The sequence below is a fragment of the Mucilaginibacter sp. genome, from assembly GCF_041660805.1.
GTDB lineage: Bacteria > Bacteroidota > Bacteroidia > Sphingobacteriales > Sphingobacteriaceae > Mucilaginibacter.
Map to the genome: position 1 here is coordinate 35,126 of NZ_JBAZVP010000027.1, position 25,580 is coordinate 60,705.

The following is a 25,580-nucleotide window of genomic DNA, read 5'->3' on the forward strand; positions in this document are numbered from 1 at the left end:
TTTCTGAAATGAAGATTGGCTTAGATATTATGGGCGGTGATTACGCCCCCAAGGCAACAGTTTTAGGGGCAATTGAAGCTTATAAAGTTTTATCTGCCAACCAAAAACTTGTGCTTATCGGCGATAAAGACACTACGGTTTCTATTCTTCAGGAAAATAATTTTAATCCCGATCATTTCGAGTTTGTACACACAACCGAAGTGATTGGAATGGGCGAACACCCTACAAAGGCGATAGTTCAAAAACCTGATTCAAGCATTGCAATTGGTTTTAAATTGCTGAAGGAAAATAGCATCCAGGCTTTTTCATCAGCAGGTAACACCGGGGCTATGCTGGTTGGAGCTATGTTCAGCGTTAAAACTATTCCCGGCGTTATACGACCGGCAATGACAGCTATTGTACCCAAACTTAAAGGCGGTTTGGGTATTATTTTGGATGTGGGCGCCAATGCCGATTGTAAACCCGATGTTTTGCTGCAATTTGGCGTATTAGGCAGTTTGTTGGCAGAATCTGTTTACCACATTGATAACCCTCGCATAGCGCTGATGAATATTGGCGAAGAAGAAGAAAAAGGTAACCTGCTTTTACAGGCCACTTACCCTTTAATGCGTGATTCCAACTTGTTTAACTTTGTTGGAAATATTGAAGGACGTGACCTTTTTGAAGATAATAACGATGTAGTGATATGCGATGGTTTTACGGGTAACGTAATACTTAAGCTTGCCGAATCTTTCTATGTTATTTCGTTAAAGAAGAAATTCAACGACGAGTTTTTTGACCGTTTCAACTATGAGCAATATGGCGGCAGCCCAATACTTGGGGTAAACGCGCCGGTTGTTGTTGGTCACGGTATATCCAGTCCGGAAGCTATAAAGAATATGGTGCTTTTATCAAAGAACATGATTGAGACCAATCTTATAGATAAAATTAAACAGGCTTTTCAGTAAAAATATGAGTAAAATTCATGCTGCTATTACCGCTGTAAATGGTTACGTGCCCGAGTATGTGCTAACTAACCAGGAGCTTGAAACAATGGTTGACACTAATGACGAGTGGATAACCAGCCGTACAGGCATCAAAGAGCGCAGAATACTTAAAGGCGCAGGCCTTGGTACATCAGACATGGCAGTACCCGCTGTTGAGGGACTGCTAAAGAAACGAGGCATTTCTGCCGAAGAAATTGATCTGATCATTTTTTGTACAACCACCCCCGATCTTACTTTCCCGGCTACGGCTAACATACTTGCACATAAAATAGGAGCTACAAACGCGTGGGGATATGACCTGCAGGCAGCTTGCTCTGGGTTTTTGTTTGGTTTAGCTACCGGTGCACAGTTTATTGAGAGTGGCAAACACTCAAAAGTTCTGGTAATTGGTGGCGATAAAATGTCGTCAATAGTAAATTACGAAGACCGCGCTACCTGTATTATATTTGGCGATGGCTGCGGTTGTGCATTGTTAGAGCCTAATACAGAGGGCTATGGCATAATGGATTCCATTTTAAAAAGTGATGGTTCCGGCTCACACTTATTATACCAAAAAGCGGGCGGGTCAATAAACCCGGCAACACATGAAACTGTTGCTGCTAAAGAACACTACGCTTATCAGGAAGGCCAGGCAGTGTTTAAATTTGCTGTAACCAACATGGCTGATGTTGCTGCCGAAGTAATGGAGCGTAACAACCTTACTGCCGATGATATTGCATGGCTGGTTCCACACCAGGCTAACAAACGTATTATTGATGCTACTGCTAACCGTACAGGCGTTAGCGCCGATAAAGTTATTGTAAATATTGAACGTTACGGTAATACTACCAATGGTACAATACCATTATGTTTATGGGAGTGGGAAAGCAAATTTAAGAAAGGGGATAACCTGATTTTAGCTGCCTTTGGCGGTGGGTTTACCTGGGGGGCCATCTATTTAAAATGGGCCTATTAATAGATGTGCAGATTTTAAATATGCAGATATGCAGATTTTAATTTAAAACATCTTAAAATTGTACATGTTAAATAATATAATTCATTAAAAATCATTTGCACATTTGCATATCTGCACATTTGCATATTTATAAATACTTTTATCCAAAACCAATTATCGCTTATTATGGATATTAAACAGATTCAGGATCTTATACGCTTTGTTTCCAAATCGGGCGTAAACGAAGTTTCTATTGAACAAGAAAACTTTAAGATCACTATCAAAACCAATGACGCGCCAACGTATGTAAACGCTACAGTACCGGTACCATTGGCAGCGGCATCTGCGCCACAACCTACAGCTTTACCATCTTTGGCCCCTGTTGCCGCTATAGCTGATACCACAGAATACGTTACCATTAAATCTCCCATGATTGGTACATTCTACCGCTCAGCATCACCAGAAAAACCATTATTTGTAAACGTAGGCGATGAAATTACCCCAGGTAGTGTACTTTGCATTATTGAAGCCATGAAGCTTTTTAATGAGATAGAGTCAGAAGTATCAGGCCGTATTGTAAAAATATTGGTTGATAACGCATCACCGGTTGAATATGACCAGCCTTTATTTTTAGTTGAACCCAAGTAATTGTTAGTTGATTAAGTTGAATGGTTATTGGTGAGTGGTTTTTAAGCTCAATCAACCACTTAACCTAATCAACCACTAACTAAAACAGACATGTTTAAGAAAATATTAATAGCTAACAGAGGTGAAATTGCCCTGCGAATTATTCGCACCTGTAAGGAAATGGGTATCAAAACCATAGCTGTATACTCAACCGCCGATCGTGATAGCCTGCATGTGCGTTTTGCAGATGAGGCCGTATGTATTGGCCCGCCACCAAGCCGCGATTCTTATTTAAATATCCCTAACATTATTGCAGCTGCAGAGCTAACCAATGCGGATGCTATACACCCGGGTTATGGCTTTTTATCTGAAAATGCAAAGTTCTCTGCCATTTGCGCCGAGTACGGTATCAAGTTTATTGGTGCTACCGCAGATCAGATAAATAAAATGGGCGACAAAGCTTCGGCTAAAGAGACCATGAAAAAGGCCGGCGTGCCAATTGTTCCGGGTTCGGAAGGCTTGTTAGCTGATATTAAATCAGGCATCACCATCGCTAATAAAATTGGCTACCCCGTTATATTAAAGGCAACCGCCGGTGGTGGTGGCCGTGGTATGCGCATTGTTTGGAAAGACGAAGAGTTTGAAAATGCCTGGGATAGCGCACGTGCCGAATCGGGCGCGGCCTTTGGTAACGATGGCCTATACCTTGAAAAATATGTACAGGATCCACGCCATATAGAGATACAGGTAGTAGGCGATCAGTATGGTAAGGTTTGCCATTTATCTGAACGTGATTGTTCTATACAACGCCGTCACCAAAAGCTGGTTGAAGAAGCACCATCACCTTTTATGACAGATAAACTGCGTAAACGTATGGGCGAAGCTGCTATTAAAGGTGCAAAAGCGGTAAAATACGAAGGTGCCGGTACGGTAGAGTTTTTGGTTGATAAAGACCGTAACTTCTACTTTATGGAAATGAACACCCGTATCCAGGTAGAGCACCCGGTTACCGAAGAGGTAATTAATTTCGACCTGATAAAAGAACAAATTAAAGTTGCAGCGGGTATACCTATTTCAGGTAAAAACTACGAGCCAACCATGCATGCCATTGAGTGCCGCATAAATGCCGAAGACCCAGCAAACAACTTCCGCCCTTCACCGGGTAAAATAACAAACTTCCATTCGCCGGGTGGCCATGGTGTACGTGTAGATACACATGTATATAGCGGCTATGTAATACCGCCTAACTATGATTCAATGATAGCTAAGGTAATTTGTATGGCGCAAACCCGCGAAGAGGCTTTAGCAACAATGGAGCGTGCCTTAAGTGAATTTGTTATTGAAGGTGTTAAAACAACCATTCCATTCCATTTAAAGTTGTTGAAAGATCCTAACTTTAGGGCCGGTAATTTTACTACCAAGTTTATGGAAACCTTTGAATATTAAAATTTAAGAAAACTTTCCGGGTTATAAACAACGTAAATAACATTCCGTCGTTAACACAGAGGGTGATATTTAACATAAGCAATGAGCGAGAACAAATTAATAAAGGCGATCAAAGAAAAGGGCCAGACCATGGAGGCCGAAATGTCATTTTTTGACCACCTGGAAGCCTTAAGATGGCACCTGGTACGCTCGGCAGTTGCTATTGTTATTTTTACTTCGTTAGCATTTTACTTTTACGATTTTTTATTCGATACCATTATCATGGGCCCAAGCAAGCCCGACTTCTGGACTTATCGTATGTTATGCCGTTTAGGTGATTGGCTGCATCGTGACGGTTTTTGTATCACCAAGATTAATATTAGCCTGCTTAATACCGAAATGGCCGGGCAGTTTACGCTCATGATCAATTCGGCATTATTGGTAGGTATTACTGCCGGGTTCCCTTATTTATTATGGGAAATCTGGCGTTTTATTAAGCCCGCACTGCACGAAAAAGAACGCAAAGCTGCCAGGGGCTTTGTTGCATATGCTACAGGCTTATTTGTATTAGGGGTTTTGTTTGGTTACTATGTGATCACACCGGAGTCAATCAATTTCCTGTCGAGTTTTACTGTTAGTTCATCAATCGAAAATAAATTCTCTGTCGATTCTTATTTATCATCGGTAGCTACCCTAACGCTGGCAACCGGGGTTGTATTTGAATTGCCTATAATCGTTTATGTCTTATCTTCTTTAGGTATACTAACGCAAAAATTTATGCGTGAAACCCGTCGATATGCGGTTGTAGTTATCCTGATCATTGCTGCCGTTGTTACTCCTACGCCTGATATGATGACCATGACGGTAGTAAGTATCCCGCTCTTTATCCTTTACGAGGTGGGTATCCTGGTTGCCGGTGTAGTTGAGAGAAGAAAATTAGCCCGCGAGAACGCTGCTTAGACAAATCCAACAAAATCTTTACCTTCGTCAATCTATAAATATTATAAATTTGAATTGATGAAAAAGGGATTGAAGATAGCCATAGGTGCAGACCATGCCGGGTTCGATTATAAGCAAGCCATATTAGGCATGTTTGATGGTTACATCACTTTCCATGATTTTGGAACCTACTCAACTGAATCTGCCGATTATCCGGATTTTGCCCACCCGGTAGCTTTAGCTGTTGAGAACCACGATGTTGACTTTGGCATACTGCTTTGCGGCAGCGCCAACGGCGTAGCTATGACGGCCAATAAACATCAGAATATTCGTGCTGCCATTTGCTGGAAACATGAATTGGCTATACCCGCACGTACGCATAACAATGCCAATGTACTTTGCCTGCCTGCCCGCCACATGAGCATTGAGGAGGCAAAAAAAACTATTGAAATATTTTTGAGCGAAGAATTTGAAGGCGGCCGCCACGAAAGGCGCGTTGATAAAATAAGTTGTTAATAACCTTAATTAAAATAAATGAAGAGACTACCATTATGGATAACTGCATTGGGCTTCACCATGAATGCCTGTGCGCAACAGAATGCCACTGCAGTTAAGTACGCAAAATTAATTACTGCTGATGATGCCAAAAAACACTTGAGCATATTAGCATCAGACGAGTTTGAAGGACGCGAAACCGGTAAACCGGGTGCAGAAAAGGCCGCTAACTACATAGCCGGCGAGTTTAAGAAATTAGGTTTGGAAGCACCTGTTAACGGGACTTACTTTTTCGATGTTCCTCTTACTCAAAATTCACTTAAAATAACCGACTTCAGCGTAAACGGACAAGCATTTGCTGCATGGAAAGATTTTTTCCTGCAAGGTTCTTTTGAAGACAAAAAGATAGCTGCTACAGATATCGTGTTTGTAGGCTATGGTACCGAAGCTGAATTAGCCGGAACGGATATTACCGGGAAAATTGTTTTATGGATAAACGAAGATAAACCGGAAGAAGGTAAAAAAACGAACACCAGCTACCGCATGTCAAACGCACGTACGGCTATTGTTAAGGCTTTACGCGCAAAAAACCCGGCTGCTATTTTAGCGGCTAACGGCGAACTTGGCGCTTTACTTAGGCGTTTTGGTGGTAGCCAGGGTACTGGCAGCTTATCTATCAAGAAAGAAACTGCAGCAAATGCACTGGCACCGTTATTTAACGTTACAACAGCCGTTGCCGATGCATTGGTTAAGCCAACAGGTAAAACTTATGATGAGTTAAAAACAGCTTCAGCAGCAGGTAAACAAACTGCAGTAATTAAATCAACCGCTACTATTGCATTTAATACCGAAAAGAAAGACGTTAAAGCGGTTAATGTAGTTGGCTTTATGCCAGGATCTGATCCTAAGCTAAAAAGCGAGGTATTGGTATTCTCTGCTCACTATGATCATATTGGTTTAACCAAACCCGGATCTGCTGATAAAGTAAACAACGGTGCTGATGACGATGGATCAGGTACTACCGGTGTTTTGGAAATAGCCCGTGCATTTTCTCAGGCTAAAAAAGACGGACATGGCCCTAAACGTAGTGTATTGTTCCTGGGTAACGTTGGCGAAGAAAAAGGTTTGTTAGGATCTGAGTACTATACCGATCATCCTATCTACCCACTGGCTAACACCATTGCCGATTTGAACATAGACATGATCGGTCGTGTTGGAGAAGAGTATAAGAACAGCCCGGATTCTGCCAATTATGTATATCCAATTGGTTCTGCCATGTTAAGCAGCGATTTGCATAAGATTGGTGAGGACGCTAATAATACTTATACTAAATTGAAACTGGATTACAAGTATGATGATATCAATGATCCAAATCGTTTTTACTATCGTTCAGATCATTACAATTTTGCCCGTTACGGCGTGCCTATTATATTTTATTTTAACGGTGTACATGCCGATTATCACCAACCTGGCGATGAGGTTAGCAAAATTAACTTCCCGCTGTTGGCTAAACGCGCACAGCTGGTATTTTATACCGGTTGGGAACTGGCCAACCGTGCTACCCGCCCTGCAGTTGATGCCAAATCACCGGCACCTGCAAAGTAATAATAACGGAATACAGAGTGCGGTGAGGGCACCGCCATCCGGATATTCTCTTTTTCGGTGTTCTCACCGAAAATCAGAAACATTCTCTTTTTTCGGTGTCCTCACCGAAAATCGCCGACTTGCTTTTTGGTTGCAAGGTGGTGATAATACATTAATTCTAAACAATAAAAGCGGCTTACGGCCGCTTTTATTGTTTAGAAATAAATTTCAATACAGAGTGGCGGTGAGGACACCGCCACCGGGGAATATTCTTTTTTCTGATGAAGTCGCCGGAAATCGGAAATATTCTTTTTTCTGATGATGTCGCCGAAAATCAGGAATCCTCTCTTTCTCGCTGTTCTTGCCGAAAATCAGGAATATTCTCTTTTTCGGTGTCCTCACCGAAAATCGCCTACTTGCATATCAGGTAATACAGAGTGGCGGTGAGGACACCGCCACCGGGATATATTCTTTTTTTCGGCGTCCTCACCGAACATCAGGAATCCTCTCTTTTTCGCTGTTCTTGCCGAAAATTAGGAATATTCTCTTTTTCGGTATCCTCACCGAAAATCGCCGACTTACTTTAGGTTAGCAAAGTGGCAATAATATATAATAAAATTTCAATACAGAGTGGGGGTGAGGACACCGCCACCGGGGAATATTCTTTTTTCTGATGAAGTCGCCGGAAATCGGAAATATTCTTTTTTCTGATGATGTCGCCGAAAATCAGGAATCCTCTCTTTCTCGCTGTTCTTGCCAAAAATTAGGAATATTCTCTTTTTCGGTGTCCTCACCGAAAATCGCCTATTTGCCTAATATTCTAAAAATTAAGCATTGTATTTTTAACTCATTGTTAAAAACTAAATTGGTTTGTTTAATTTCGCATACATGGTAAATGCCGCAGAAGAGTTTTTGGTAGCCTCAGAGCAAAAGGCGTTCGAGATGGATCATCGCCGCATTATCAATTACAATATTGATAAGTATGATAACGCTGTTGAGCGGGGTTTAGCAAGAATAATAAACCTGGATAACGCCAAGAAGAAAGGTCACGCCATTAAATGGAAAGTGATGGAAAACCTCGACAAGTTTTTGCCTGAGTTTGAATCTAATTTCCAAAAGCGCGGCGGTAAAGTAATATGGGCTAATGATGCTGCAGAAGCTAACCGCGAGATCCTGAACATCATTAATAAAGCCGGTGCTAAAACGGTCATCAAATCTAAATCAATGGCAACCGAAGAAATTCATTTGAATGAATTTTTAGAGAGCAACAACATTGAATCATTAGAAAGTGACCTGGGCGAATACATAGTGCAACTGTTGGGGCAAAAGCCATATCATATTGTTACCCCGGCCATGCACCTGTCTAAAGAGGATATAGCCAAACTGTTTAACGAGCGTTTTGGTACCCCTATAGATGCCACACCCGAGCAGCTTACCCAAAAAGCACGGGAACTGCTTCGTGAGAAGTATTTGAAAGCCGATGTAGGTGTTACCGGTGCTAATTTTATTATTGCCGATACCGGAAGTATCGCCATCAGCGAAAATGAGGGGAATGCCCGTTTAACAACGTCGTTTCCTAAAATACAAATAACGGTTGTTGGTATTGAGAAGTTGATCCCATCAATTACCGACCTTGACCTGTTTTGGCCAATGCTGTCAACCCATGGTACGGGGCAAAATTTGACTGTTTATAATACCATTTTAAGCGGCCCGCGCCAACCCAATGAAACGGATGGCCCCGAAGAAATGTATGTGGTGCTGTTAGATAATGGCCGTACTAACCTGCTTGCCCAAAAAGAACAGCGGCAAAGCCTGTATTGTATCCGCTGCGGTGCCTGCCTGAATGTTTGCCCCGTGTATAAGAACATTGGAGGCCATACGTATGAGACGACTTACAGTGGGCCTATTGGCTCTATTATAACCCCTCACATGCGCGGCATGGAAGAGTTTAAACACCTAAGTTATGCATCAAGCTTGTGTGGGAAATGTACCGAAGTATGCCCTGTTAAGATAGACATCCATAAAATGCTGTTGCTTAACCGCCGCGATGCGGTTCGCCAGGATCTGGTTACTAAAAAGGAAAAATGGGGATGGGCACTATGGAAAAAAGGAATGCTTAAGCGTAACCTTACCGATTTTTTTGGCGGGAAAGCAAAAAACTTTTTCATGAGGACTTTCTTCAAAAGCTCATGGGGCCATTTTAAAGAGATGCCGGATGTAGCCGAGAAGTCATTCAGCCAGCAATGGAAAGAGCGGGATAAAACAGAAGGATAATTACTAACTTATGCGAAAAATTATTTTGAATGTGGCTGTAAGCCTTGATGGATTTATTGAAGGCCCAAACGGCGAATATGATTGGTGCCTTGCCGATCAGGACTATGGGATGAAAGATTTTTTTAGTAACATAGATACCATTTTTATAGGCCGTAAAAGCTATGATCTTATAAGTTCTGATACCAGTATGTACCCGGTTAAAAAGATCTACGTTTTTTCAGATACCTTAACAAATCAAGAACACAACCCCAATGTGGAAGTGGTAAAGTCGGCTCAATTTGATGAGGTAGTTGACCGGGTAATGAAAGAGCCTGGTAAAAACATCTGGTTGTTTGGCGGCGCTGAAATGGTTAGCGCATTTATGAATAAAAACCTTTTAAGTACGTTACTATTATCCATCCACCCTATACTATTAGGCGAGGGGAAGGCTTTGTTCAACGATCTAAAAGACAGGGTTGATCTTGTTTTGCTTGATCATAAAAGCTATTCCACAGGCTTATTGCAGGCAACTTATACAATCAAGCCAAAGTTAGATATGGAAATGCCGAACTTGTTATAAGGCAATTGATCAGTTAAAACAAGTTTGCACTAACCTCATAAGCTTAGTGCTTGTTGCCGAAACCAAATTCCTTGTAAGTATTGGGCATTTCGTTTTGGTTACTGAAGGCAAAAGTGAATGATGTGCTGGTTGTCTCGTAATCAGCATCCTTACTGGTTGATTCTTCTATGTGTACACAGCGGATCATATAAATTCCATCGCGGCTCAGCGTAAAATAGATGAGCCCTGCAGCATCAGTATCAAACTTTTGCGGGTACACATTGCCAGATGCGGTTTTAATGTATAAATAAGCCGGACTATTTTTTAGCGGTTTCCCCTTGTAATTTATTAATGCGGTTATATCCTCGCCATAACTTTTCTTGTAAGGGTTTTGTTTAAGCGTTATCTCAAAATCGTTATTCATTACCTTCTCGTAAATGTTACCGCCTGGGTTATCTACTGTAAAAAGTGTTTTTAAATAACGGGTCGTTTTTTCGGTAAAGTAAAGGCTGTTGCTGTTTTTCAGCTTGTCGGCCAGGTTATCAAAACCCTGTTCGCCCAAATAGGTTACAAACTGGTCACGGGGTACATCGTTAACTTCGGCTTTGCTGTTCATTTCAATCATTCCCAAGCCGTTGTTGTTTAGCGGGTAACTAATTACCGGTGCCGCGCTATCTTTGGCTATTTTGGTTAGATCGGTTTTTTTTGAACCTTCGTAAATATTGAATTTCACCGTATTTACAGAACTATACTTATTTTCACCTTCTTTAGCAAAGTTAGTGCCCGTTAAAACATGCAGGCTTAGCTTATCTCCCTTGTGTAAATAAAAGCTTTCGGGAAGTAAGAATGTATCAGGAGCAAATGCTAAAAGCACTATTGCTGATAACACTATAGATATTTTAAGATAAGCGTGCTTCATGGTAATAGTGATGATTGTCCAAACATACAAAGTTTTAAAAACTTCTTAGCTTTATGCGATGATTTTTGACAGGAAAACGATAGATAATGACGGTTTGATTAGTTTCTATAAGAAATTATTGCTGCCGCGACTTATCGAAGAAAAAATGTTGATCCTGTTGCGACAGGGCCGTATTGGCAAATGGTTCTCGGGTATTGGCCAGGAAGCTATTGCTGTTGGCGCTACTATGGCCATGAATGCCGACGAATATATTTTACCCATGCACCGCAACCTGGGAGTGTTTACCTCCCGTAATATCCCTATTGCACGCCTGATGGGGCAATGGCAGGGTAAGGCATCCGGCTTTACTAATGGCCGCGACCGCTCTTTCCATTTCGGCACGCAGGAATACAAGATCATAGGGATGATATCTCACCTGGGGCCACAAATGGCTTTGGCCGATGGTATTGCACTTGCCGATAAGCTAAGCGATAGAAAAAAGGTCACACTTGTATTTACAGGGGAGGGTGCTACCAGTGAGGGCGATTTTCATGAGGCTTTAAACATAGCCGCAGTTTGGGACCTGCCGGTAATATTCCTGATTGAAAATAACGGCTACGGCCTTTCAACCCCGGTTAATGAGCAATACCGTTGTGCCTCGCTTGTTGATAAAGCCATAGGTTATGGCATTGAGGGCCGGCGTATTGATGGTAATAATATTCTTGAGGTTTACCATACTATAAATGAACTGGCGAAAGATCTGCGCCAAAATCCGCGGCCGGTACTTATAGAGTGTATGACTTTTCGCATGCGTGGACACGAAGAGGCATCCGGCACTAAATATGTTCCGCAGCATTTGTTTGATGAATGGGCAAAGAAAGACCCGCTGGATTGTTTTGAAAAGTTTTTGCTGGATGAACAGGTGCTGAGGCCGGAATGGATTCCTGAACTACGTAATGAGATCACTACCCTGATAGATGCTGAGGTGGAAAAGGTTTTCAAAGAACCGGATATAATACCGTATGCTGAAACAGAAGTGAGCAGTATGTACAGGTTATATAATATGCCCCAGTATGAGGTGTCTGATGTGTTAACCAGCAAGAGATATATTGATGCCATAAGCGATGGGTTGCGGCAAAGCATGCGTAAGCATAGTAATTTGGTTATAATGGGCCAGGATATTGCTGAATATGGTGGCGCATTTAAGATAACGCAGGGTTTTATAGATGAATTTGGTAAAGAACGGGTGCGCAATACACCAATATGTGAATCGGGCGTTATAGGGGCTGCTATGGGGCTTTCTATAAACGGTTATAAGGCCATTGTTGAAATGCAGTTTGCCGATTTTGTAAGCAGCGGCTTTAACCAGGTAGTAAATAACCTTGCCAAAACCTATTACCGCTGGGGGCAGCACGTTGATGTAGTAATACGGATGCCCACTGGCGGCGGTTCAGGAGGAGGGCCTTTCCATTCGCAAAGTAACGAGGCGTGGTTCACTAAAACACCGGGACTGAAGGTGGTTTACCCATCATCGCCGGATGATGCCAAGGGGCTGCTTATGGCCGCTATAGATGACCCTAACCCGGTGATATACTTTGAGCATAAGTATTTGTACCGGAGTATATCAGGCAACGTGCCCGATGATGATTATTATGTAGAAATTGGTAAGGCTAATTTAGTTAAGCGGGGCACCAGGGCCAGTATAATTACTTACGGGTTAGGTGTACACTGGGCTGTGGAATATGCAGAGAACCACCCGGAATATTCTATTGAAATATTAGACCTGCGCAGCCTGCAGCCATGGGACAAAGAAGCGGTTGAGAAGACCGTAAAGAACACATCAAAAATAATGATACTGCATGAAGACACCTTAACCAGTGGTTTTGGTGGTGAAATAGCGGCTTACATTGGCGAGCACTTCTTCCAGCACTTAGATGCCCCGGTTATGCGCTGCGCCAGTTTGGATACCGCCATCCCCATGAATAAAGCCCTTGAAGACCAGTTTATGGCAAAAGCCCGTTTAGAAGAGATGATGGACACTTTATTGAAATTTTAAGTATCTTAGCATATGCTGACGTTAGAAGAAATATACGCGCAAGACCCTAATCAGAGAGTTATTGATGAGGGTGCAGGCTGGGGGGCCGAACAAATGCTTAAAGCAGGCATACCCATTTTCTATCGTGATGAACAATATCCTGAAACTATGGAAGGAAACCTCTTTGTAAAAGAGTATACAAGTGGTGCAAAGTTCATCGTAAAAAAGGAACTAACGGATGATCTTCGTTTACTGGAAGAAACCATCAGGCCTTTAAACGCTTTATAATGCCATCAGTAGTTGTAGTAGGGGGGCCTAACGGCTCCGGCAAAACAACCCTTACCTCACATTTAATTCAACGAGGCCGAATCAAAACGGATGTTATCAATCCGGACAGCATCGCTTTAAATGAGTTTGGCGGCTACCAATTTCATGTAAAAGCCGCAAGAGTTGCATTAGAAAAGCGACATACTGCAATTGAAGAGAACTCAGATCTTGCTTTTGAAACAACCTTTTCGGGGAATTCAGAAATCCGTGATATAATATTAGCCAGGTCAATGGGTTATGAAACTGTTTTATATTACGTTGCCCTTCAATCAATATTAGATAACGTTATCCGTGTTGAAGAACGAAAAACAAATATGGGACACAATGTTGAATTAGAAGATTTAATAAGAAGGTACGATAAAAGCAAAGCCAATTTAATTAAACATATCAACTTGTTTGACCGCGCCTATCTTTTTGATAATTCGGGTTCAAAACGTTCAAGGGTTGCAATTTTTAATAATGGGAAACTTTCATGGCTTAATGTCAAGCATGATAACCATCCTTTTTATAAAGAATTATTTTAACCCTCCTCTACCAATTCCACTTCAGCAACGGGGCTAAATAAATAAATGCGCTTGCTGCTTATCTCCACACATTTATAACGCTTGCGCAGTTTTTCTTCCTTGCGGAACACGCGACCGTCTTTTAACTTAAATACAGCTTTAATAGGTAGTTTCTCTACCGTATGTACAGACTCTTTTGGGGCATCGTATTTACGCAGTGAGCGGTACAACGTAAGATCAGAACAACTGGAGGCCGCAGGGTTATTTAAGTAACTGGTAATTGCATGCTTTACATCCGGCGGAAAAACCTCTTTCTCAAAGAAGGGCTGCATCATTTTTTTAAAATTGCTTTTCCATTCAGTGCCATGGGGCTTTGCTTTTTGTTTATGCTCGTTCCAGGTATGCAGGTGAGCAAACTCGTGTACGGTGGTCACCAAAAAAGCGTAGGGGTTAAGGTCAAAGTTTACCGAGATGCGGTGCCCCTTGCCGGAATGCGGCGCACGGTAATCGCCAAATTTGCTGTTACGATTACGTGAAATTTTAAATTCGCATTTAAAGTAGTCTATCCAGCGGCCAATAAGTGGTGCCGCATCAGGCGGAAGATATTTTTCTAATACTTTTACTTTATCCAATTTTTACCTCTGCGTCAAATATAGTGGTTTAAAGTAGAAAGTTAAAAGTTGAAAGGGGGAGTGAAATCGATAAAAACCTTTTGCCTTTTACTTCAAAAGATTGTACACCAAAAAAGCGGCCCCGTAAGCAAGCACGGTCATGTAAGCAAATTGGGCTGCAGGCCAGCGCCAGTCTTTGGTTTCGCGGTAAACAACGGCAACAGTACTGGCACATTGCATGGCAAAGGCGTAAAACATCATTAGTGAAAAGGCTACAGCCAGGCTAAATACCGGCTTCCCCTGCGGGTTTTTAGCATTACGCATTTTTTCCTGTACAGATTCTATCCTGTCTGCATCGCCATCAACACTGTAAATGGTAGCCATGGTGCCTACAAATACCTCGCGGGCTGCAAATGAAGTTATTAAGGCGATGCCTATTTTCCAATCGAACCCTAAGGGTTTAATTACCGGTTCTATTACGTGGCCTAAAACCCCGGCATATGAATTTTCAAGCTTTTCTGAAGATATGATCCGTTTCAGATCGTCTGGTTTAACGGTTTTAGTGTATTGCGGTTGCTGGTATTTTTGGTCAATATTTTCAAAGCGGTTGCCCGGCCCATAGGATGACAGCACCCACAGAATGATGGATACCGCTATGATCACCTTACCGGCCTCCAGCACAAATGTTTTTGCACGCTCATACATGGAAAATAATACATTGTTCCACCTTGGCATGCGGTAAACAGGCAGCTCCATTATAAAATAACCCCGCTCGCGCGATTTTAATATATATTTCATTACATAAGCTACCACTATTGCCGATACCAGGCTCAGCAGGTACATACCGGTTAGGGCCAGGCCCTGCAGGTTAAAGATCCACCACACATTCCGGTTGGGCACAACCAGCGCTATCAGTAAGGTATAAACAGGTAAACGGGCCGAACAAGCTACTAAGGGCGTTACCATAATAGTGATCATCCTGTCCTTCCAGTTCTCAATGGTACGGGTGCTCATGATGGATGGTACCGCGCATGCAAAACCACCTATCAGTGGTACTACCGATTTACCATTTAATCCCACCTTGCGCATGATCTTGTCCATCATGAAGGTAACGCGTGACATGTAACCGGTATCTTCTAATATGGAAATAAAGGCGAATAATATAGCAATCTGAGGGATAAATACCATAACGCCGCTTAATCCGGCAACTACGCCATCAATCAGCAAGTCGGTTAACGGGCCACCGGGCAATAAATTTCGTAAACCGCCTTCCATCCAAACAAACAGGTCCTCAATCAGCGACATAGGATATTCTGACCAGGCAAATATAGATTGGAACATAAATAACAATACACCCAGAAAAATAATAAAGCCAAATATCCGGTGGGTAAGAACCTTATCTATTTTATTGCTGTGGGTTTCGTCATGTGCGGTTGCAGGGGTTTTAACGGTATCATACAACACGTCATTTATGTAACTATAACGTGCAATTGTTTCGGCAGCCTGTGCTTTTTGTGAGTGAAAAGAGTGCTCTTTTTCCAGCTCTTCTATCCGGTCGCTTTCTGCAGGGGTCAAAAAAGCAATGTTTTCATGCTGATGCGCCAGTTGCAGTGCAAAATAGGGGTTGTCGGTATTTATTTCCCTACTAATACTTTCTATAAGTTCGGGCGCTATAACGTTAATATCAATGCTATCCTGCTGTAAGGCAAATTTATTGGCAAAAGATATCGCGCTTTTCAACTCAGTAATTCCTTCCAGCTTCCGGGCAGATATTGGTATTACCGGTACCCCCAGTTTTTTAGCAAGCAGATCAATATTGATGGTTATTCCCGACTTTTTAGACAGGTCTATCATATTGAGGGCTATGATCACCGGGATCTTAAGATCGGCAACCTGCGTGTAAAGCAACAAATTGCGTTTCAGATTGGTAGCATCTAAAATAACAACGATCAGATCTGGTGTAAGCTCTGTAGACTTTTCGGCCAGTACAGAAAACACAATGGATTCATCCTTGCTTTTAGGATATAAACTATAAGTACCCGGAAGGTCAATGATTTCGGCTTTGCGGCCATCAGGTAGTTGGCTATAGCCTATTTTTTTATCAACAGTAACACCCGGAAAATTTCCTATTTTTTGGTTTAAGCCAGTTAAGGCATTAAAGAGAGTGGATTTACCGGTGTTGGGATTGCCTATAAGCGCTACCCTTATATCAGCTTTCAATGGCTAAAGTACTACTGCAAAATTATGGTTGAAGCTTCAAATTTACGCAAGCTTAATTGGTAGCCTGATACGTGGATAGCAATAGGATCACCCAGCGGAGCTATGCGTGAAACCCTTACTTCTTCACCGGGAAGGCAGCCCATTTCCATCAATTTAACAGACATTTCAAGATCAGTAAATTCTTTTACTATACCTATTTCTCCTACTTCAAGCTGTGAAAGCGTCATTTGCATTAATTTGAACACAAATGTAACCTTATTTGTATTAAATCCAAATAAGAACGACTGCTAAATTAATCAGTGACGTCTGTGGTTTGTAAACTTTAATATGATTGGGAAAAACGCAAATATAACAGCTACAAATCATAAATGTGGTGGCGCGATATTGTCAGTAGCTAATTTATCAACTACCTGTTTATCAACTATTTATTTATACAAACGGGTGTTCACGGCCGTGAACGTGAACGCCCCGGTGGGAGGAGGCAGTTTTCAGTTAAAGTATTTGGAACAATTTTCATGCTGCGGAATGCAAAGTTTGTTGTGCGGTATTTATTTTACCAAAATGAGGGCAATTGCAGTCCTTTTTAAACAGTCCGCATGAGGATAATACAACGGCTATAAATAAGCCCGAAAGAATAAGTTTAGTTTTCATCACGGTTAATAGCATTTGCGGTTATTAATACACCAAATATACCTATACAAGCACCTATTGTATCAGCAAAAAGATCGTCCCAATTGCCGGAGCGCCATGTAAAAAAATACTTTTGCAGCATTTCTATCAAAGCGCCATAACTGATCAGCACAATCGTATTTTTTATAGCTATTTCAATACGAATGGTACGTGTGTTCCATCTTCTGATACTCCCTGCACAATACAAAACGGCCAGCACGGCAAAAAGGCCGCAATGTACCAGTTTATCAAAACCCGGAAAAAACCGGGGCGATTCGCCAGCCTTACCCATTGGTATGGAGCAAATTATTAAAATAAATAAGGCCCACAATATAGCGGGCCCGTAATATTTATATTTAGGGGTCATTAAACGCCAATTACACCTTTGTAAGCATCGGCAGATAAAAGCCCCTCTGCATCCGCAATATTCTGAATGCTGATTTTCACCATCCATCCATCGCCGTATGGGTCAGAGTTTACCAGCTCGGGCTGTGTATCCAGCAATTTATTAACTTCTAAAATAGTTCCGCTTAACGGCATAAATAAGTCAGACACCGTTTTAACAGCTTCAACAGTGCCAAAAACAGCTTCTTTAGCAACTTCCTGCCCTACGGTGTTAATATCAATGTAAACAATGTCGCCTAACTCGCCCTGGGCAAATTCGGTTATACCAATGTAAGCTTCATCGCCTTCAATTCTTATCCACTCGTGGTCGCTTGTATATTTTAAGTCTGCAGGAAAATTCATATTGTTAAATTTTATGTGTTCAAAAATAATAAAAGTTTAAGGTATAACAATAATTGCATCAATTTAAACTAATACATAGAAGGTAGCCGGCGAAACCAAAAGACAGAAAATTTGTTAACTATAAAAACCAAAAAATAACCTACAGATGAAAAAATTAAGTTTCGCGGTAATGATAGCGCTTTCAGCGTTAGCGTTCCAGGCTTGTAATAATGCAGCCAAAGACAGTAAAGATTCTGCAGACAGTGTAAATGCTGTTAAAGACACAACCACAACAGGAGCCACCGGTATTGCGGTTGACGAAAAGGATGCAAAATTTGCAACAGATGTTGCTAATGCAGGTATGGCCGAAGTTGCATTAGGTAAAATAGCAGCCGAAAAAGCTACCAATCCGCAAGTAAAAGATTTTGGCAGTATGATGGTTATGGACCACAGTAAGGCTAACGAAGAGTTAGCGGCTATTGCTAAAACTAAGAATATTACCCTGCCCGTAGCGCCCGATGAAGAACACCAGAAAAAGGCAGCAGATATATCTGCAAAAGCAGGTAAAGCGTTTGATGAAGCATATGTTGACGCGATGGTTGACGGGCATAAAAAAGTCGCTGCCATGTTAGAAGATGGTTCTAAAAACTGCAAAGACACAGATTTAATGGCTTTTGCCACTAAAACCTTACCGGTAGTTAAAGCGCATTTGGCTAAAATTGAAGCTATCCAAAAAAGCATGAAATAAACTTTGGATAATGTTATTTAAAAGGGATAAGTTAACGCTTATCCCTTTTTTATTTAATGAATTTGCATAAGGCCGCTTAAAACGATATTTTTAGGGAAACTTACCCTAAGCTTTATGAAAAAACATGTACTGCTCCTATTTTTAATGCTTTTTTGCGCTCACTTACTCAAGGCCCAAAAAGCAGATAATATACAAACAAAAATACAGGGGCTAGCTAAATACTCCGGCTATTTTAATTTTTACTGGGACGATAAATTAGGTAAAGTTTTCCTGGAAATAGATGGGTTTAATAAGGAATTCCTTTACGTAAACTCCTTACCGGCAGGTGTGGGATCAAACGATTTGGGATTAGACCGCGGGCAGATAGGCGACAGCCGCATTGTAAAATTCATAAAAATAGGCCCCAAGGTATTATTGATACAGCCTAACTATAATTTCCGCGCCAACAGCAACAATGCTGATGAGCGCCGTTCGGTAGAGGAGGCCTTTGCACAATCTGCCATATACGGGTTTACTGCTGTAGCTACAGAAGGGGATAAAACATTAATAGATATCACTTCATTTTTGCTTCGCGATAGCCACAAAATTGCCGACAGGCTTAGTAACGATAATCAGGGCAGCTATAGTGCCGATGAGAGCCGTTCGGCTATCTATCTGCCCAATACAAAAAGCTTTCCTGATAATAGTGAATTTGAAGCCATTGTAACTTTAGCCGGTAAAGGCAAGGGCAATGAAATAAATTCTGTAACGCCAGACGCTAACGCGGTTACTGTGCGTATGCACCATTCATTTGTAAAACTTCCGGATAATAACTTTAAGCTCCGCAAGTTTGATCCGCGTGCCGGGTACTTTAATATGGACTATATGGATTACGCCACGCCAATTGACGAACCCATTACAAAAAGGTTTTTAGTTCGTCATCGACTGGAAAAGAAAGACCCTGCTGCAGCTATAAGTGAGCCGGTAAAGCCCATTGTTTATTATGTTGACCGTGGCGCGCCGGAGCCGGTGCGCAGTGCCCTGATAGAGGGTGCTGCATGGTGGAACCAGGCATTTGAGGCAGCGGGTTACAAGAACGCCTTCCAGGTGAAGCTTTTACCTGAAGACGCCGACCCGATGGATATCCGGTATAATATCATCCAATGGATCCACCGTTCAACAAGGGGCTGGTCATACGGCGGTTCAATTACTGACCCTCGTACGGGTGAGATCATTAAAGGACAAGTATCATTAGGCTCACTGCGCGACAGGCAGGACTTTTTAATTGCCGAAGGTTTGGTGCAGCCTTATGAGGATGGCAAACCGGTAAGCGATAAAATGATGAAACTGGCAATTGCCCGCTTGCGCCAGTTATCTGCACATGAGGTTGGGCACACACTTGGTCTGCAGCATAATTTTGCAGCGAGTGTTAAAGACCGGGCATCAGTTATGGATTATCCGCCGCCGGTAGTTAGCCTGAATGCGGACGGAACCATTGATTTGAGCAAAGCTTATAAAGCCGAAATTGGTGCATATGATAAAAGAGCGATACTTTACGGATACCAGGATTTTGCAAAAGGTGTTAATGAAGATGATGCTTTAAAGGGAATTATTACCGAAACGATAAAGCAAGGTTACCAGTTTATATCTGACGCAGATGCCCGCGCTGCCGGAGGCGCCCACCCGTTTGCCCATTTGTGGGATAGCGGCGACAATGCTGCGGATGAACTGAACCGGTTAATGATCTTACGTAAACATGTGCTGGATAATTTTTCTGCAAAAGCGATAAGGCAGGATGCGCCTATGGCAACCCTTGAAGAAGTATTGGTGCCGGTATACCTGATGCACCGCTACCAGGTAGAGGCCACTTCAAAGGTGTTGGGTGGTTTATACTATACATTTGCCCTAAAGAATGATGGACAAACCATCACTAAATTTGTATCGCCTGCCGAGCAATGGAAAGCCTTTGATGCTTTAGTAGCTACCATAAAACCAAATGCATTGGCACTACCCGAAAAACTGATAGCCATGATACCGCCACGGGCTACAGGTTACCCGCGTACCAGGGAAACCTTCAAATCAAGAACCGGTTTAACGTTTGACCCAATAGCCGCTGCGGAATCTGCTGCCGGCACTACGCTGTCGTTTATGTTACAGCCTCAGCGTGCAGCGCGGTTAATTGAATATCAATCAAGGGATAACGCGCAGCCCGGTTTATTACCTGTTTTAAATAAGCTAATTGCACAAACCTGGAAAGCGCCGCAACCAGCCGGTTATAAGGGCGAACTGCAACGCATGGTGAACAATTTAACTTTAAAGCAGTTGTTAACGTTAGCGGCTAATACTAACGCGGCCGAAAATGTAAGGAGCATAGCGCTGTTGCAAATTGATGAGTTGAAAAAATACATGCAGGATGCCTCAAAGACATCAACAGGCAGTACAAAGGCAAACCTTATGTTTGGCTTATCGCAAATAAACCTGTTTGAAAAAACACCGGACAAGTTTCAACCGGCTCCGCCTTTAAACATGCCTGATGGTTCGCCGATAGGGACGGATGACCAGATAGATTATTAATAATTAAACACTCTCCCGCAAGGAGGCAGAACAAATATAATATGTCAAAACCAATAGTTACAGGCTTAATGGCCTACGGTATGTCGGGCAGGATCTTTCATGCGCCATTCATTCATACAAATCCAGGCTTTACTTTAAAGGCCGTTGTTGAACGCCATGAAAAAAAAGCTGCGAATACCTATCCGGATATAATCAGTTACAACTCAATAGAAGAATTGCTGAATGATGAAGAGATAGAACTTATTATTGTTAATACCCCCAACTATACACACCTGGAGTATGCTATACGCGCAATGCAAGCGGGTAAGCATGTATTAATAGAAAAACCGGCTACAGCAACATCTGCCGAGGTTAAGCAATTATTTGACATTGGCCGCGAGCTTAACAAGCACGTAATGATATACCATAACCGCCGTTACGACAGCGGATTTTTCTCAACCAAAGAAGTTATTGAAAGTGGCCGGTTGGGTGACCTGATAGAAGTTTCTTTCAGGTTAGATAGATATAAAGCCGCGATAGGTGTAAAAACGTTTAAAGAATCAAAGGAAATGCCTGCCAATGGATTGGTGTATGATTTGGGCGCGCATTTAATAGATAACGCGATAGCTTTATTTGGCCGGCCATTATCATTCAATAAAACAACAGGTATTTATCGTGAAGGATCTGAAGTGCCCGATTATTTTCACTATCACCTCATGTATCCAAACCAGTTGAATGTATATTTAACTTCGGGATTATTAATAGCAGGCGAAACCCCGGGTTTTGTTGTAAACGGCACAACGGGGAGCTTTATAAAAAACCGCAGCGATGTGCAGGAAGCACAATTGGATAAAGGCATGATGCCAACCGATGACGGATACGGCATTGAACCAGCCGGAAACGAGGGGATATTAACAACCGTTGGTATTGATAATGAAAAAAATATTGAGCCGGTACCATCACATAAAGGAGATTACAATCAAATATTTGATGCTGTGTATCATACAATACGCAATAATGCGTTATTCCCTGTAACAGAAGAACATATTGCCTGGCAGTTAGAAATGTTAGAGGCTTAAATATTTATATTAGCAATGTTTACACTCAAAGAAATGAAAAGACTACTATTTGCACTTAGCCTTATTATTGTTGCAGGCTGCTCAAGGGCACAAAATATACCGCCAATTATTCCACAGTATAAGATATTGACATCGGATAGTGTTTACAAATCATATACAGATCTGAAAAGGGATAAACCGGTAATGATCATTTACTTTTCGCCGGATTGCGCCCACTGCCAGCATTTAATGAATGATTTGAGACCAAAGATGAATGAGCTAAAAAAGATGCAGGTAGTATTAATAGCGTTTACCCGTACCGAGTATCCGTACTTAAAATTGTTAAAAGATTTTAAGAAGACTTATAACCTGGCTAAATATCCAAACGTTACAATTGGTACCGAGTACCCAACGTATAAAGTACAGCAATACTATCAAATAAGGACAACACCCTATATTGCCATTTATGACCATGACGGAAAGCTGGTAAAAGCTTACGAGAAAGTACCTGCTATTAATGAACTAATGGCATCGGTTAAAAAAGCATAATTAACCCCATATTATACAAAAAAGCCCTGCTAAAATCTAGCAGGGCTTTTTTGTATAATATATTTAAAGATTATTCGCCGCCGGTATGGTCATGCGCATGTTCTTCTCTGAATAGTTTAGCACTGAAGAAATCATTGTTCATGCGGGCTATATTATTTAGAGAGATCTCTTTAGGGCATTCTGCTTCGCAGGCGCCGGTGTTGGTACAGTTACCAAATCCTTCTTCATCCATTTGTGCAACCATCGCTTGTACACGGCTGTAACGCTCTGGCTGGCCCTGTGGTAACATACCCAGCTGGCTCACCTTTGCAGATACAAACAGCATAGCTGATGCATTTTTACAAGCAGCAACGCAAGCGCCGCAACCAATGCAGGTAGCAGAGTTAAAGGCCTCGTCGGCAATTACTTTAGGGATTGGTATCACATTAGCATCAGGTACACCACCTGTGTTTACAGAGATATAACCACCGGCTTGCTGTATCCTGTCAAATGCCGAACGGTCTGTTGCCAGGTCCTTTATTACCGGGAAAGCAGATGAGCGCCAAGGCTCAATAGTAATGGTTTCACCATCGCTAAAGGTACGCATGTGTAACTGGCAGGTTGTAATAGCCCGTTTTGGCCCGTGCGGATGGCCATTAATATATAATGAGCAAGAGCCGCAAATACCTTCGCGGCAGTCGTGATCAAAATAAATAGGATCGTCATTTTTACGGGTAAGGCTTTCGTTCACCACGTCAAGCATTTCCAGAAACGACATATCCGGCGAAATTCCTTCAGCCTTATACGTCACAAACTTGCCTGCCGTTTGTGTGTTTTTTTGGCGCCATACTTTCAGCGTCAGGTTCATGTGTCCACTCATGTTTCTTGAGATTACTGAGTAGTTAATTAAATTGATTAGGGGAGTGGTTTAACCATTCACTATTCAACCAATCAACTATTCTCCTATTTATAACTACGTTGTGTTAACTTAACATTTTCAAAAATCAGTTCTTCTTTGTGCAGCGCTTCTTCCTGGTTTTCACCCGTAAATTCCCATGCTGATACAAAAGCAAAGTTGTCGTCATCGCGTAAGGCTTCGCCTTCTTCTGTTTGCGATTCGAGGCGGAAGTGGCCGCCACATGATTCGCGACGGTTTAACGCGTCGGTAACCATCAGTTCTCCAAGCTCTATAAAATCGGCTACACGGCCTGCTCTTTCAAGGGCAGCGTTAACTTCTTCATTTACACCGGTTACAATGGCATTTTTCCAAAAATCAGCTTTTAACGCTTGGATAAGACCCTTTGCTTTGGTCAAACCTTCTTCGGTACGTGCCATTCCACAGTACTCCCACATAATGTGGCCCAGCTCGCGGTGGTATTCAACAACAGTTTTATTTCCTTTTAACGCAAGCAGTTTGTTGTTGTAAGCTATCACGTCCTGCTTGGTTTTTTCAAAAGCAGGGTGGTTTTTATCAACAGGTTTTGGCCCGATGGTAGCCAGGTAATCGCCCAAAGTGTAAGGGATTACAAAGTAACCGTCAGATAAACCCTGCATTAATGCTGATGCACCAAGGCGGTTTGCGCCGTGGTCGCTAAAGTTACATTCGCCCATGGCATATAAGCCCGGTACGTTTGTGCTTAAGTTATAATCAACCCAAAGCCCCCCCATAGTATAGTGCACAGCAGGGTAAATGCGCATTGGCTGCTTGTACGGGTTCTCATCTGTAATTTGCAGGTACATGTCAAATAAGTTGCCATATTTAGCACGTACGGTGTCTTCGCCTAAACGTTGTATCGCATCGGCAAAATCAAGATATACGGCTAAGCCTGTTGTACCTACACCCTTGCCCTCGTCAGACATTTCTTTAGCGTTACGTGAAGCTACGTCGCGCGGAACAAGGTTACCGAATGATGGATATTTTCTTTCTAAAAAGTAATCCCTGTCCTCTTCCTTAACCTGTGAAGCGGTGATTTCTTTCTTTTGAAGTTTTTGTGCCGTTTCAACCGTTTTTGGTGCCCAAACACGGCCGTCATTACGTAACGACTCAGACATCAGCGTTAGCTTACTCTGGTGGTCGCCGGTAACCGGGATACAGGTTGGGTGTATTTGTGTATAACAAGGGTTAGCAAAGTATGCACCGCGTTTATGGGCGCGCCATGCTGCCGTTACGTTAGAGCCAATTGCATTGGTTGACAGGTAGAACACGTTACCGTAACCACCTGTAGCTAATAATACAGCATGACCAGCGTGGGTTTCAATCTCGCCGGTTTTCATGTTACGGGTTACAATACCTTTAGCATGCCCGTCAACTACAACCACGTCAAGCATTTCTGTACGGGTATACATTTTTACTTTACCCAGGTGAATTTGACGGTTTAATGCCGAATATGCACCTAACAGCAATTGCTGGCCTGTTTGGCCACGCGCGTAAAACGTACGTGATACCTGCGAACCACCGAATGAACGATTATCAAGCAAGCCACCGTACTCACGTGCAAAGGGAACACCCTGTGCAACACATTGGTCAATAATATTTACTGATACTTCTGCAAGGCGGTAAACGTTACCTTCACGGGCACGGTAATCACCACCTTTAATGGTATCATAAAACAGGCGATAAACGCTGTCGCCATCGTTTTGATAATTTTTTGCAGCATTAATACCACCTTGTGCAGCAATAGAGTGTGCACGGCGCGGGCTATCCTGGAAACAAAATGACTTAACATTGTAACCCAGCTCGGCCAGTGATGCCGCTGCAGATGCGCCGGCTAAACCAGTACCCACAATAATAACATCGTACTTACGCTTATTGGATGGGTTAACCAGCTTTAAGTTAAATTTATGCTTGCTCCATTTTTCGGCTAATGGGCCTTGCGGAATTTTAGCATCTAAACTCATTCTTTTCTTTATTTTATTTAGTGAG

At 42.2% G+C, this 25,580-nt stretch carries 24 protein-coding genes; 16 read left to right on the forward strand and 8 right to left on the reverse strand.

Features of this window, described 5'->3' with window-relative positions; genetic code table 11:
* Nucleotides 1-8 precede the first annotated feature (8 nt).
* From plsX to WC743_RS22655, 9 genes are all read left to right on the forward strand, one after another.
* Nucleotides 9-947: a phosphate acyltransferase PlsX gene (gene plsX / locus WC743_RS22615; protein ID WP_373015832.1), complete on the forward strand. Its 939-nt coding sequence runs from the start codon at nt 9-11 to the stop codon at nt 945-947.
* Nucleotides 948-951: 4 nt separating this feature from the next.
* Nucleotides 952-1,941 (forward strand): beta-ketoacyl-ACP synthase III, encoded by a 990-nt coding sequence (locus tag WC743_RS22620; protein WP_373015833.1) that lies wholly within the window; start codon nt 952-954, stop codon nt 1,939-1,941.
* Between the two features lie 165 nt (nt 1,942-2,106).
* Nucleotides 2,107-2,568 (forward strand): acetyl-CoA carboxylase biotin carboxyl carrier protein, encoded by a 462-nt coding sequence (gene accB, locus WC743_RS22625; protein WP_373015834.1) that lies wholly within the window; start codon nt 2,107-2,109, stop codon nt 2,566-2,568.
* A 90-nt stretch (nt 2,569-2,658) separates the two neighbouring features.
* Complete coding sequence (gene accC / locus WC743_RS22630; RefSeq protein ID WP_373015835.1) at nt 2,659-3,993, forward strand: acetyl-CoA carboxylase biotin carboxylase subunit; 1,335 nt, start codon at nt 2,659-2,661, stop codon at nt 3,991-3,993.
* A gap of 81 nt (nt 3,994-4,074) precedes the next feature.
* Nucleotides 4,075-4,932, forward strand: coding sequence for a twin-arginine translocase subunit TatC (gene tatC / locus WC743_RS22635; protein WP_373015836.1), 858 nt, complete (start codon nt 4,075-4,077; stop codon nt 4,930-4,932).
* Nucleotides 4,933-4,989: 57 nt separating this feature from the next.
* Complete coding sequence (gene rpiB / locus WC743_RS22640) at nt 4,990-5,427, forward strand: ribose 5-phosphate isomerase B (RefSeq protein ID WP_373015837.1); 438 nt, start codon at nt 4,990-4,992, stop codon at nt 5,425-5,427.
* An 18-nt stretch (nt 5,428-5,445) separates the two neighbouring features.
* Complete coding sequence (locus WC743_RS22645) at nt 5,446-7,011, forward strand: M28 family peptidase (protein WP_373015838.1); 1,566 nt, start codon at nt 5,446-5,448, stop codon at nt 7,009-7,011.
* A gap of 867 nt (nt 7,012-7,878) precedes the next feature.
* A complete protein-coding gene (locus WC743_RS22650; RefSeq protein ID WP_373015839.1) occupies nt 7,879-9,264 on the forward strand; it encodes a LutB/LldF family L-lactate oxidation iron-sulfur protein in 1,386 nt (461 codons plus the stop codon).
* 10 nt (nt 9,265-9,274) lie between these two features.
* Nucleotides 9,275-9,823, forward strand: coding sequence for a dihydrofolate reductase family protein (locus WC743_RS22655; RefSeq protein WP_373015840.1), 549 nt, complete (start codon nt 9,275-9,277; stop codon nt 9,821-9,823).
* 43 nt (nt 9,824-9,866) lie between these two features.
* On the opposite strand, the gene WC743_RS22660 is transcribed toward WC743_RS22655, so the two are convergent.
* Entirely contained in the window at nt 9,867-10,721 is an 855-nt protein-coding gene (locus WC743_RS22660) for a DUF4198 domain-containing protein (protein WP_373015841.1), read from the reverse strand.
* A gap of 58 nt (nt 10,722-10,779) precedes the next feature.
* Here WC743_RS22660 and WC743_RS22665 point away from each other — a divergent pair, with 58 nt between their 5' ends.
* Genes WC743_RS22665 through WC743_RS22675 form a run of 3 tightly spaced genes read left to right on the forward strand, consistent with a single transcriptional unit; the run spans nt 10,780 to nt 13,586 of the window.
* Entirely contained in the window at nt 10,780-12,756 is a 1,977-nt protein-coding gene (locus tag WC743_RS22665; protein WP_373015842.1) for a thiamine pyrophosphate-dependent enzyme, read from the forward strand.
* A gap of 12 nt (nt 12,757-12,768) precedes the next feature.
* Complete coding sequence (locus tag WC743_RS22670) at nt 12,769-13,023, forward strand: hypothetical protein (RefSeq protein WP_373015843.1); 255 nt, start codon at nt 12,769-12,771, stop codon at nt 13,021-13,023.
* On the forward strand, nt 13,023-13,586 hold the full coding sequence (locus WC743_RS22675; protein ID WP_373015844.1) for a zeta toxin family protein: 564 nt from the start codon (nt 13,023-13,025) through the stop codon (nt 13,584-13,586). The genes WC743_RS22670 and WC743_RS22675 overlap by 1 nt, the downstream gene beginning before the upstream one ends.
* On the opposite strand, the gene WC743_RS22680 is transcribed toward WC743_RS22675, so the two are convergent.
* From WC743_RS22680 to gcvH, 5 genes are all read right to left on the reverse strand, one after another.
* Nucleotides 13,583-14,197 carry a SprT-like domain-containing protein gene (locus WC743_RS22680; RefSeq protein ID WP_373015845.1) on the reverse strand — a complete coding sequence of 205 codons (615 nt, stop codon included), beginning with the start codon at nt 14,195-14,197 and terminating at the stop codon, nt 13,583-13,585. The two genes, WC743_RS22675 and WC743_RS22680, sit on opposite strands and share 4 nt — an antisense overlap.
* 87 nt (nt 14,198-14,284) lie before the next feature.
* The gene (gene feoB, locus WC743_RS22685) at nt 14,285-16,396 is read right to left on the reverse strand and encodes a ferrous iron transport protein B (RefSeq protein WP_373015846.1); all 2,112 of its coding nucleotides are present in this window, start codon (nt 16,394-16,396) and stop codon (nt 14,285-14,287) included.
* Nucleotides 16,397-16,407: 11 nt separating this feature from the next.
* Nucleotides 16,408-16,623, reverse strand: coding sequence for a ferrous iron transport protein A (locus tag WC743_RS22690; RefSeq protein WP_373015847.1), 216 nt, complete (start codon nt 16,621-16,623; stop codon nt 16,408-16,410).
* A gap of 413 nt (nt 16,624-17,036) precedes the next feature.
* Nucleotides 17,037-17,432: a VanZ family protein gene (locus tag WC743_RS22695; RefSeq protein ID WP_373015848.1), complete on the reverse strand. Its 396-nt coding sequence runs from the start codon at nt 17,430-17,432 to the stop codon at nt 17,037-17,039.
* Nucleotides 17,432-17,812 (reverse strand): glycine cleavage system protein GcvH, encoded by a 381-nt coding sequence (gene gcvH / locus WC743_RS22700; protein WP_373015849.1) that lies wholly within the window; start codon nt 17,810-17,812, stop codon nt 17,432-17,434. Before gcvH ends, WC743_RS22695 begins: the two co-directional genes overlap by 1 nt.
* 145 nt (nt 17,813-17,957) lie before the next feature.
* Between gcvH and WC743_RS22705 the strand changes: the two genes are divergently transcribed.
* The 4 genes from WC743_RS22705 (at nt 17,958) to WC743_RS22720 (ending at nt 22,678) form a co-directional block, all read left to right on the forward strand.
* Nucleotides 17,958-18,539 (forward strand): DUF4142 domain-containing protein, encoded by a 582-nt coding sequence (locus WC743_RS22705; protein WP_373015850.1) that lies wholly within the window; start codon nt 17,958-17,960, stop codon nt 18,537-18,539.
* 114 nt (nt 18,540-18,653) lie between these two features.
* A complete protein-coding gene (locus tag WC743_RS22710) occupies nt 18,654-21,092 on the forward strand; it encodes a zinc-dependent metalloprotease (RefSeq protein ID WP_373015851.1) in 2,439 nt (812 codons plus the stop codon).
* Nucleotides 21,093-21,133: 41 nt separating this feature from the next.
* Nucleotides 21,134-22,150, forward strand: a complete 1,017-nt coding sequence (locus WC743_RS22715; protein WP_373015852.1) for a Gfo/Idh/MocA family oxidoreductase — start codon at nt 21,134-21,136, stop codon at nt 22,148-22,150.
* 33 nt (nt 22,151-22,183) lie between these two features.
* The gene (locus WC743_RS22720) at nt 22,184-22,678 is read left to right on the forward strand and encodes a TlpA family protein disulfide reductase (RefSeq protein ID WP_373015853.1); all 495 of its coding nucleotides are present in this window, start codon (nt 22,184-22,186) and stop codon (nt 22,676-22,678) included.
* Nucleotides 22,679-22,748: 70 nt separating this feature from the next.
* On the opposite strand, the gene WC743_RS22725 is transcribed toward WC743_RS22720, so the two are convergent.
* Both WC743_RS22725 and WC743_RS22730 read right to left on the reverse strand, forming a co-directional pair.
* A complete protein-coding gene (locus WC743_RS22725) occupies nt 22,749-23,537 on the reverse strand; it encodes a succinate dehydrogenase/fumarate reductase iron-sulfur subunit (protein WP_373015854.1) in 789 nt (262 codons plus the stop codon).
* A gap of 83 nt (nt 23,538-23,620) precedes the next feature.
* Nucleotides 23,621-25,555: a fumarate reductase/succinate dehydrogenase flavoprotein subunit gene (locus WC743_RS22730; RefSeq protein WP_373015855.1), complete on the reverse strand. Its 1,935-nt coding sequence runs from the start codon at nt 25,553-25,555 to the stop codon at nt 23,621-23,623.
* Nucleotides 25,556-25,580: the final 25 nt, after the last annotated feature.

Coding starts and splice junctions, on each gene's coding strand:
- plsX (WP_373015832.1), top strand. CDS start 9: ATGAAGATTGGCTTAGATATTATGGGCGGTGATTACGCCCCCAAGGCA.
- WC743_RS22620 (WP_373015833.1), top strand. CDS start 952: ATGAGTAAAATTCATGCTGCTATTACCGCTGTAAATGGTTACGTGCCC.
- accB (WP_373015834.1), top strand. CDS start 2,107: ATGGATATTAAACAGATTCAGGATCTTATACGCTTTGTTTCCAAATCG.
- accC (WP_373015835.1), top strand. CDS start 2,659: ATGTTTAAGAAAATATTAATAGCTAACAGAGGTGAAATTGCCCTGCGA.
- tatC (WP_373015836.1), top strand. CDS start 4,075: ATGAGCGAGAACAAATTAATAAAGGCGATCAAAGAAAAGGGCCAGACC.
- rpiB (WP_373015837.1), top strand. CDS start 4,990: ATGAAAAAGGGATTGAAGATAGCCATAGGTGCAGACCATGCCGGGTTC.
- WC743_RS22645 (WP_373015838.1), top strand. CDS start 5,446: ATGAAGAGACTACCATTATGGATAACTGCATTGGGCTTCACCATGAAT.
- WC743_RS22650 (WP_373015839.1), top strand. CDS start 7,879: ATGGTAAATGCCGCAGAAGAGTTTTTGGTAGCCTCAGAGCAAAAGGCG.
- WC743_RS22655 (WP_373015840.1), top strand. CDS start 9,275: ATGCGAAAAATTATTTTGAATGTGGCTGTAAGCCTTGATGGATTTATT.
- WC743_RS22660 (WP_373015841.1), bottom strand. CDS start 10,721: ATGAAGCACGCTTATCTTAAAATATCTATAGTGTTATCAGCAATAGTG.
- WC743_RS22665 (WP_373015842.1), top strand. CDS start 10,780: ATGATTTTTGACAGGAAAACGATAGATAATGACGGTTTGATTAGTTTC.
- WC743_RS22670 (WP_373015843.1), top strand. CDS start 12,769: ATGCTGACGTTAGAAGAAATATACGCGCAAGACCCTAATCAGAGAGTT.
- WC743_RS22675 (WP_373015844.1), top strand. CDS start 13,023: ATGCCATCAGTAGTTGTAGTAGGGGGGCCTAACGGCTCCGGCAAAACA.
- WC743_RS22690 (WP_373015847.1), bottom strand. CDS start 16,623: ATGACGCTTTCACAGCTTGAAGTAGGAGAAATAGGTATAGTAAAAGAA.
- WC743_RS22695 (WP_373015848.1), bottom strand. CDS start 17,432: ATGACCCCTAAATATAAATATTACGGGCCCGCTATATTGTGGGCCTTA.
- gcvH (WP_373015849.1), bottom strand. CDS start 17,812: ATGAATTTTCCTGCAGACTTAAAATATACAAGCGACCACGAGTGGATA.
- WC743_RS22705 (WP_373015850.1), top strand. CDS start 17,958: ATGAAAAAATTAAGTTTCGCGGTAATGATAGCGCTTTCAGCGTTAGCG.
- WC743_RS22710 (WP_373015851.1), top strand. CDS start 18,654: ATGAAAAAACATGTACTGCTCCTATTTTTAATGCTTTTTTGCGCTCAC.
- WC743_RS22715 (WP_373015852.1), top strand. CDS start 21,134: ATGTCAAAACCAATAGTTACAGGCTTAATGGCCTACGGTATGTCGGGC.
- WC743_RS22720 (WP_373015853.1), top strand. CDS start 22,184: ATGAAAAGACTACTATTTGCACTTAGCCTTATTATTGTTGCAGGCTGC.
- WC743_RS22725 (WP_373015854.1), bottom strand. CDS start 23,537: ATGAGTGGACACATGAACCTGACGCTGAAAGTATGGCGCCAAAAAAAC.
- WC743_RS22730 (WP_373015855.1), bottom strand. CDS start 25,555: ATGAGTTTAGATGCTAAAATTCCGCAAGGCCCATTAGCCGAAAAATGG.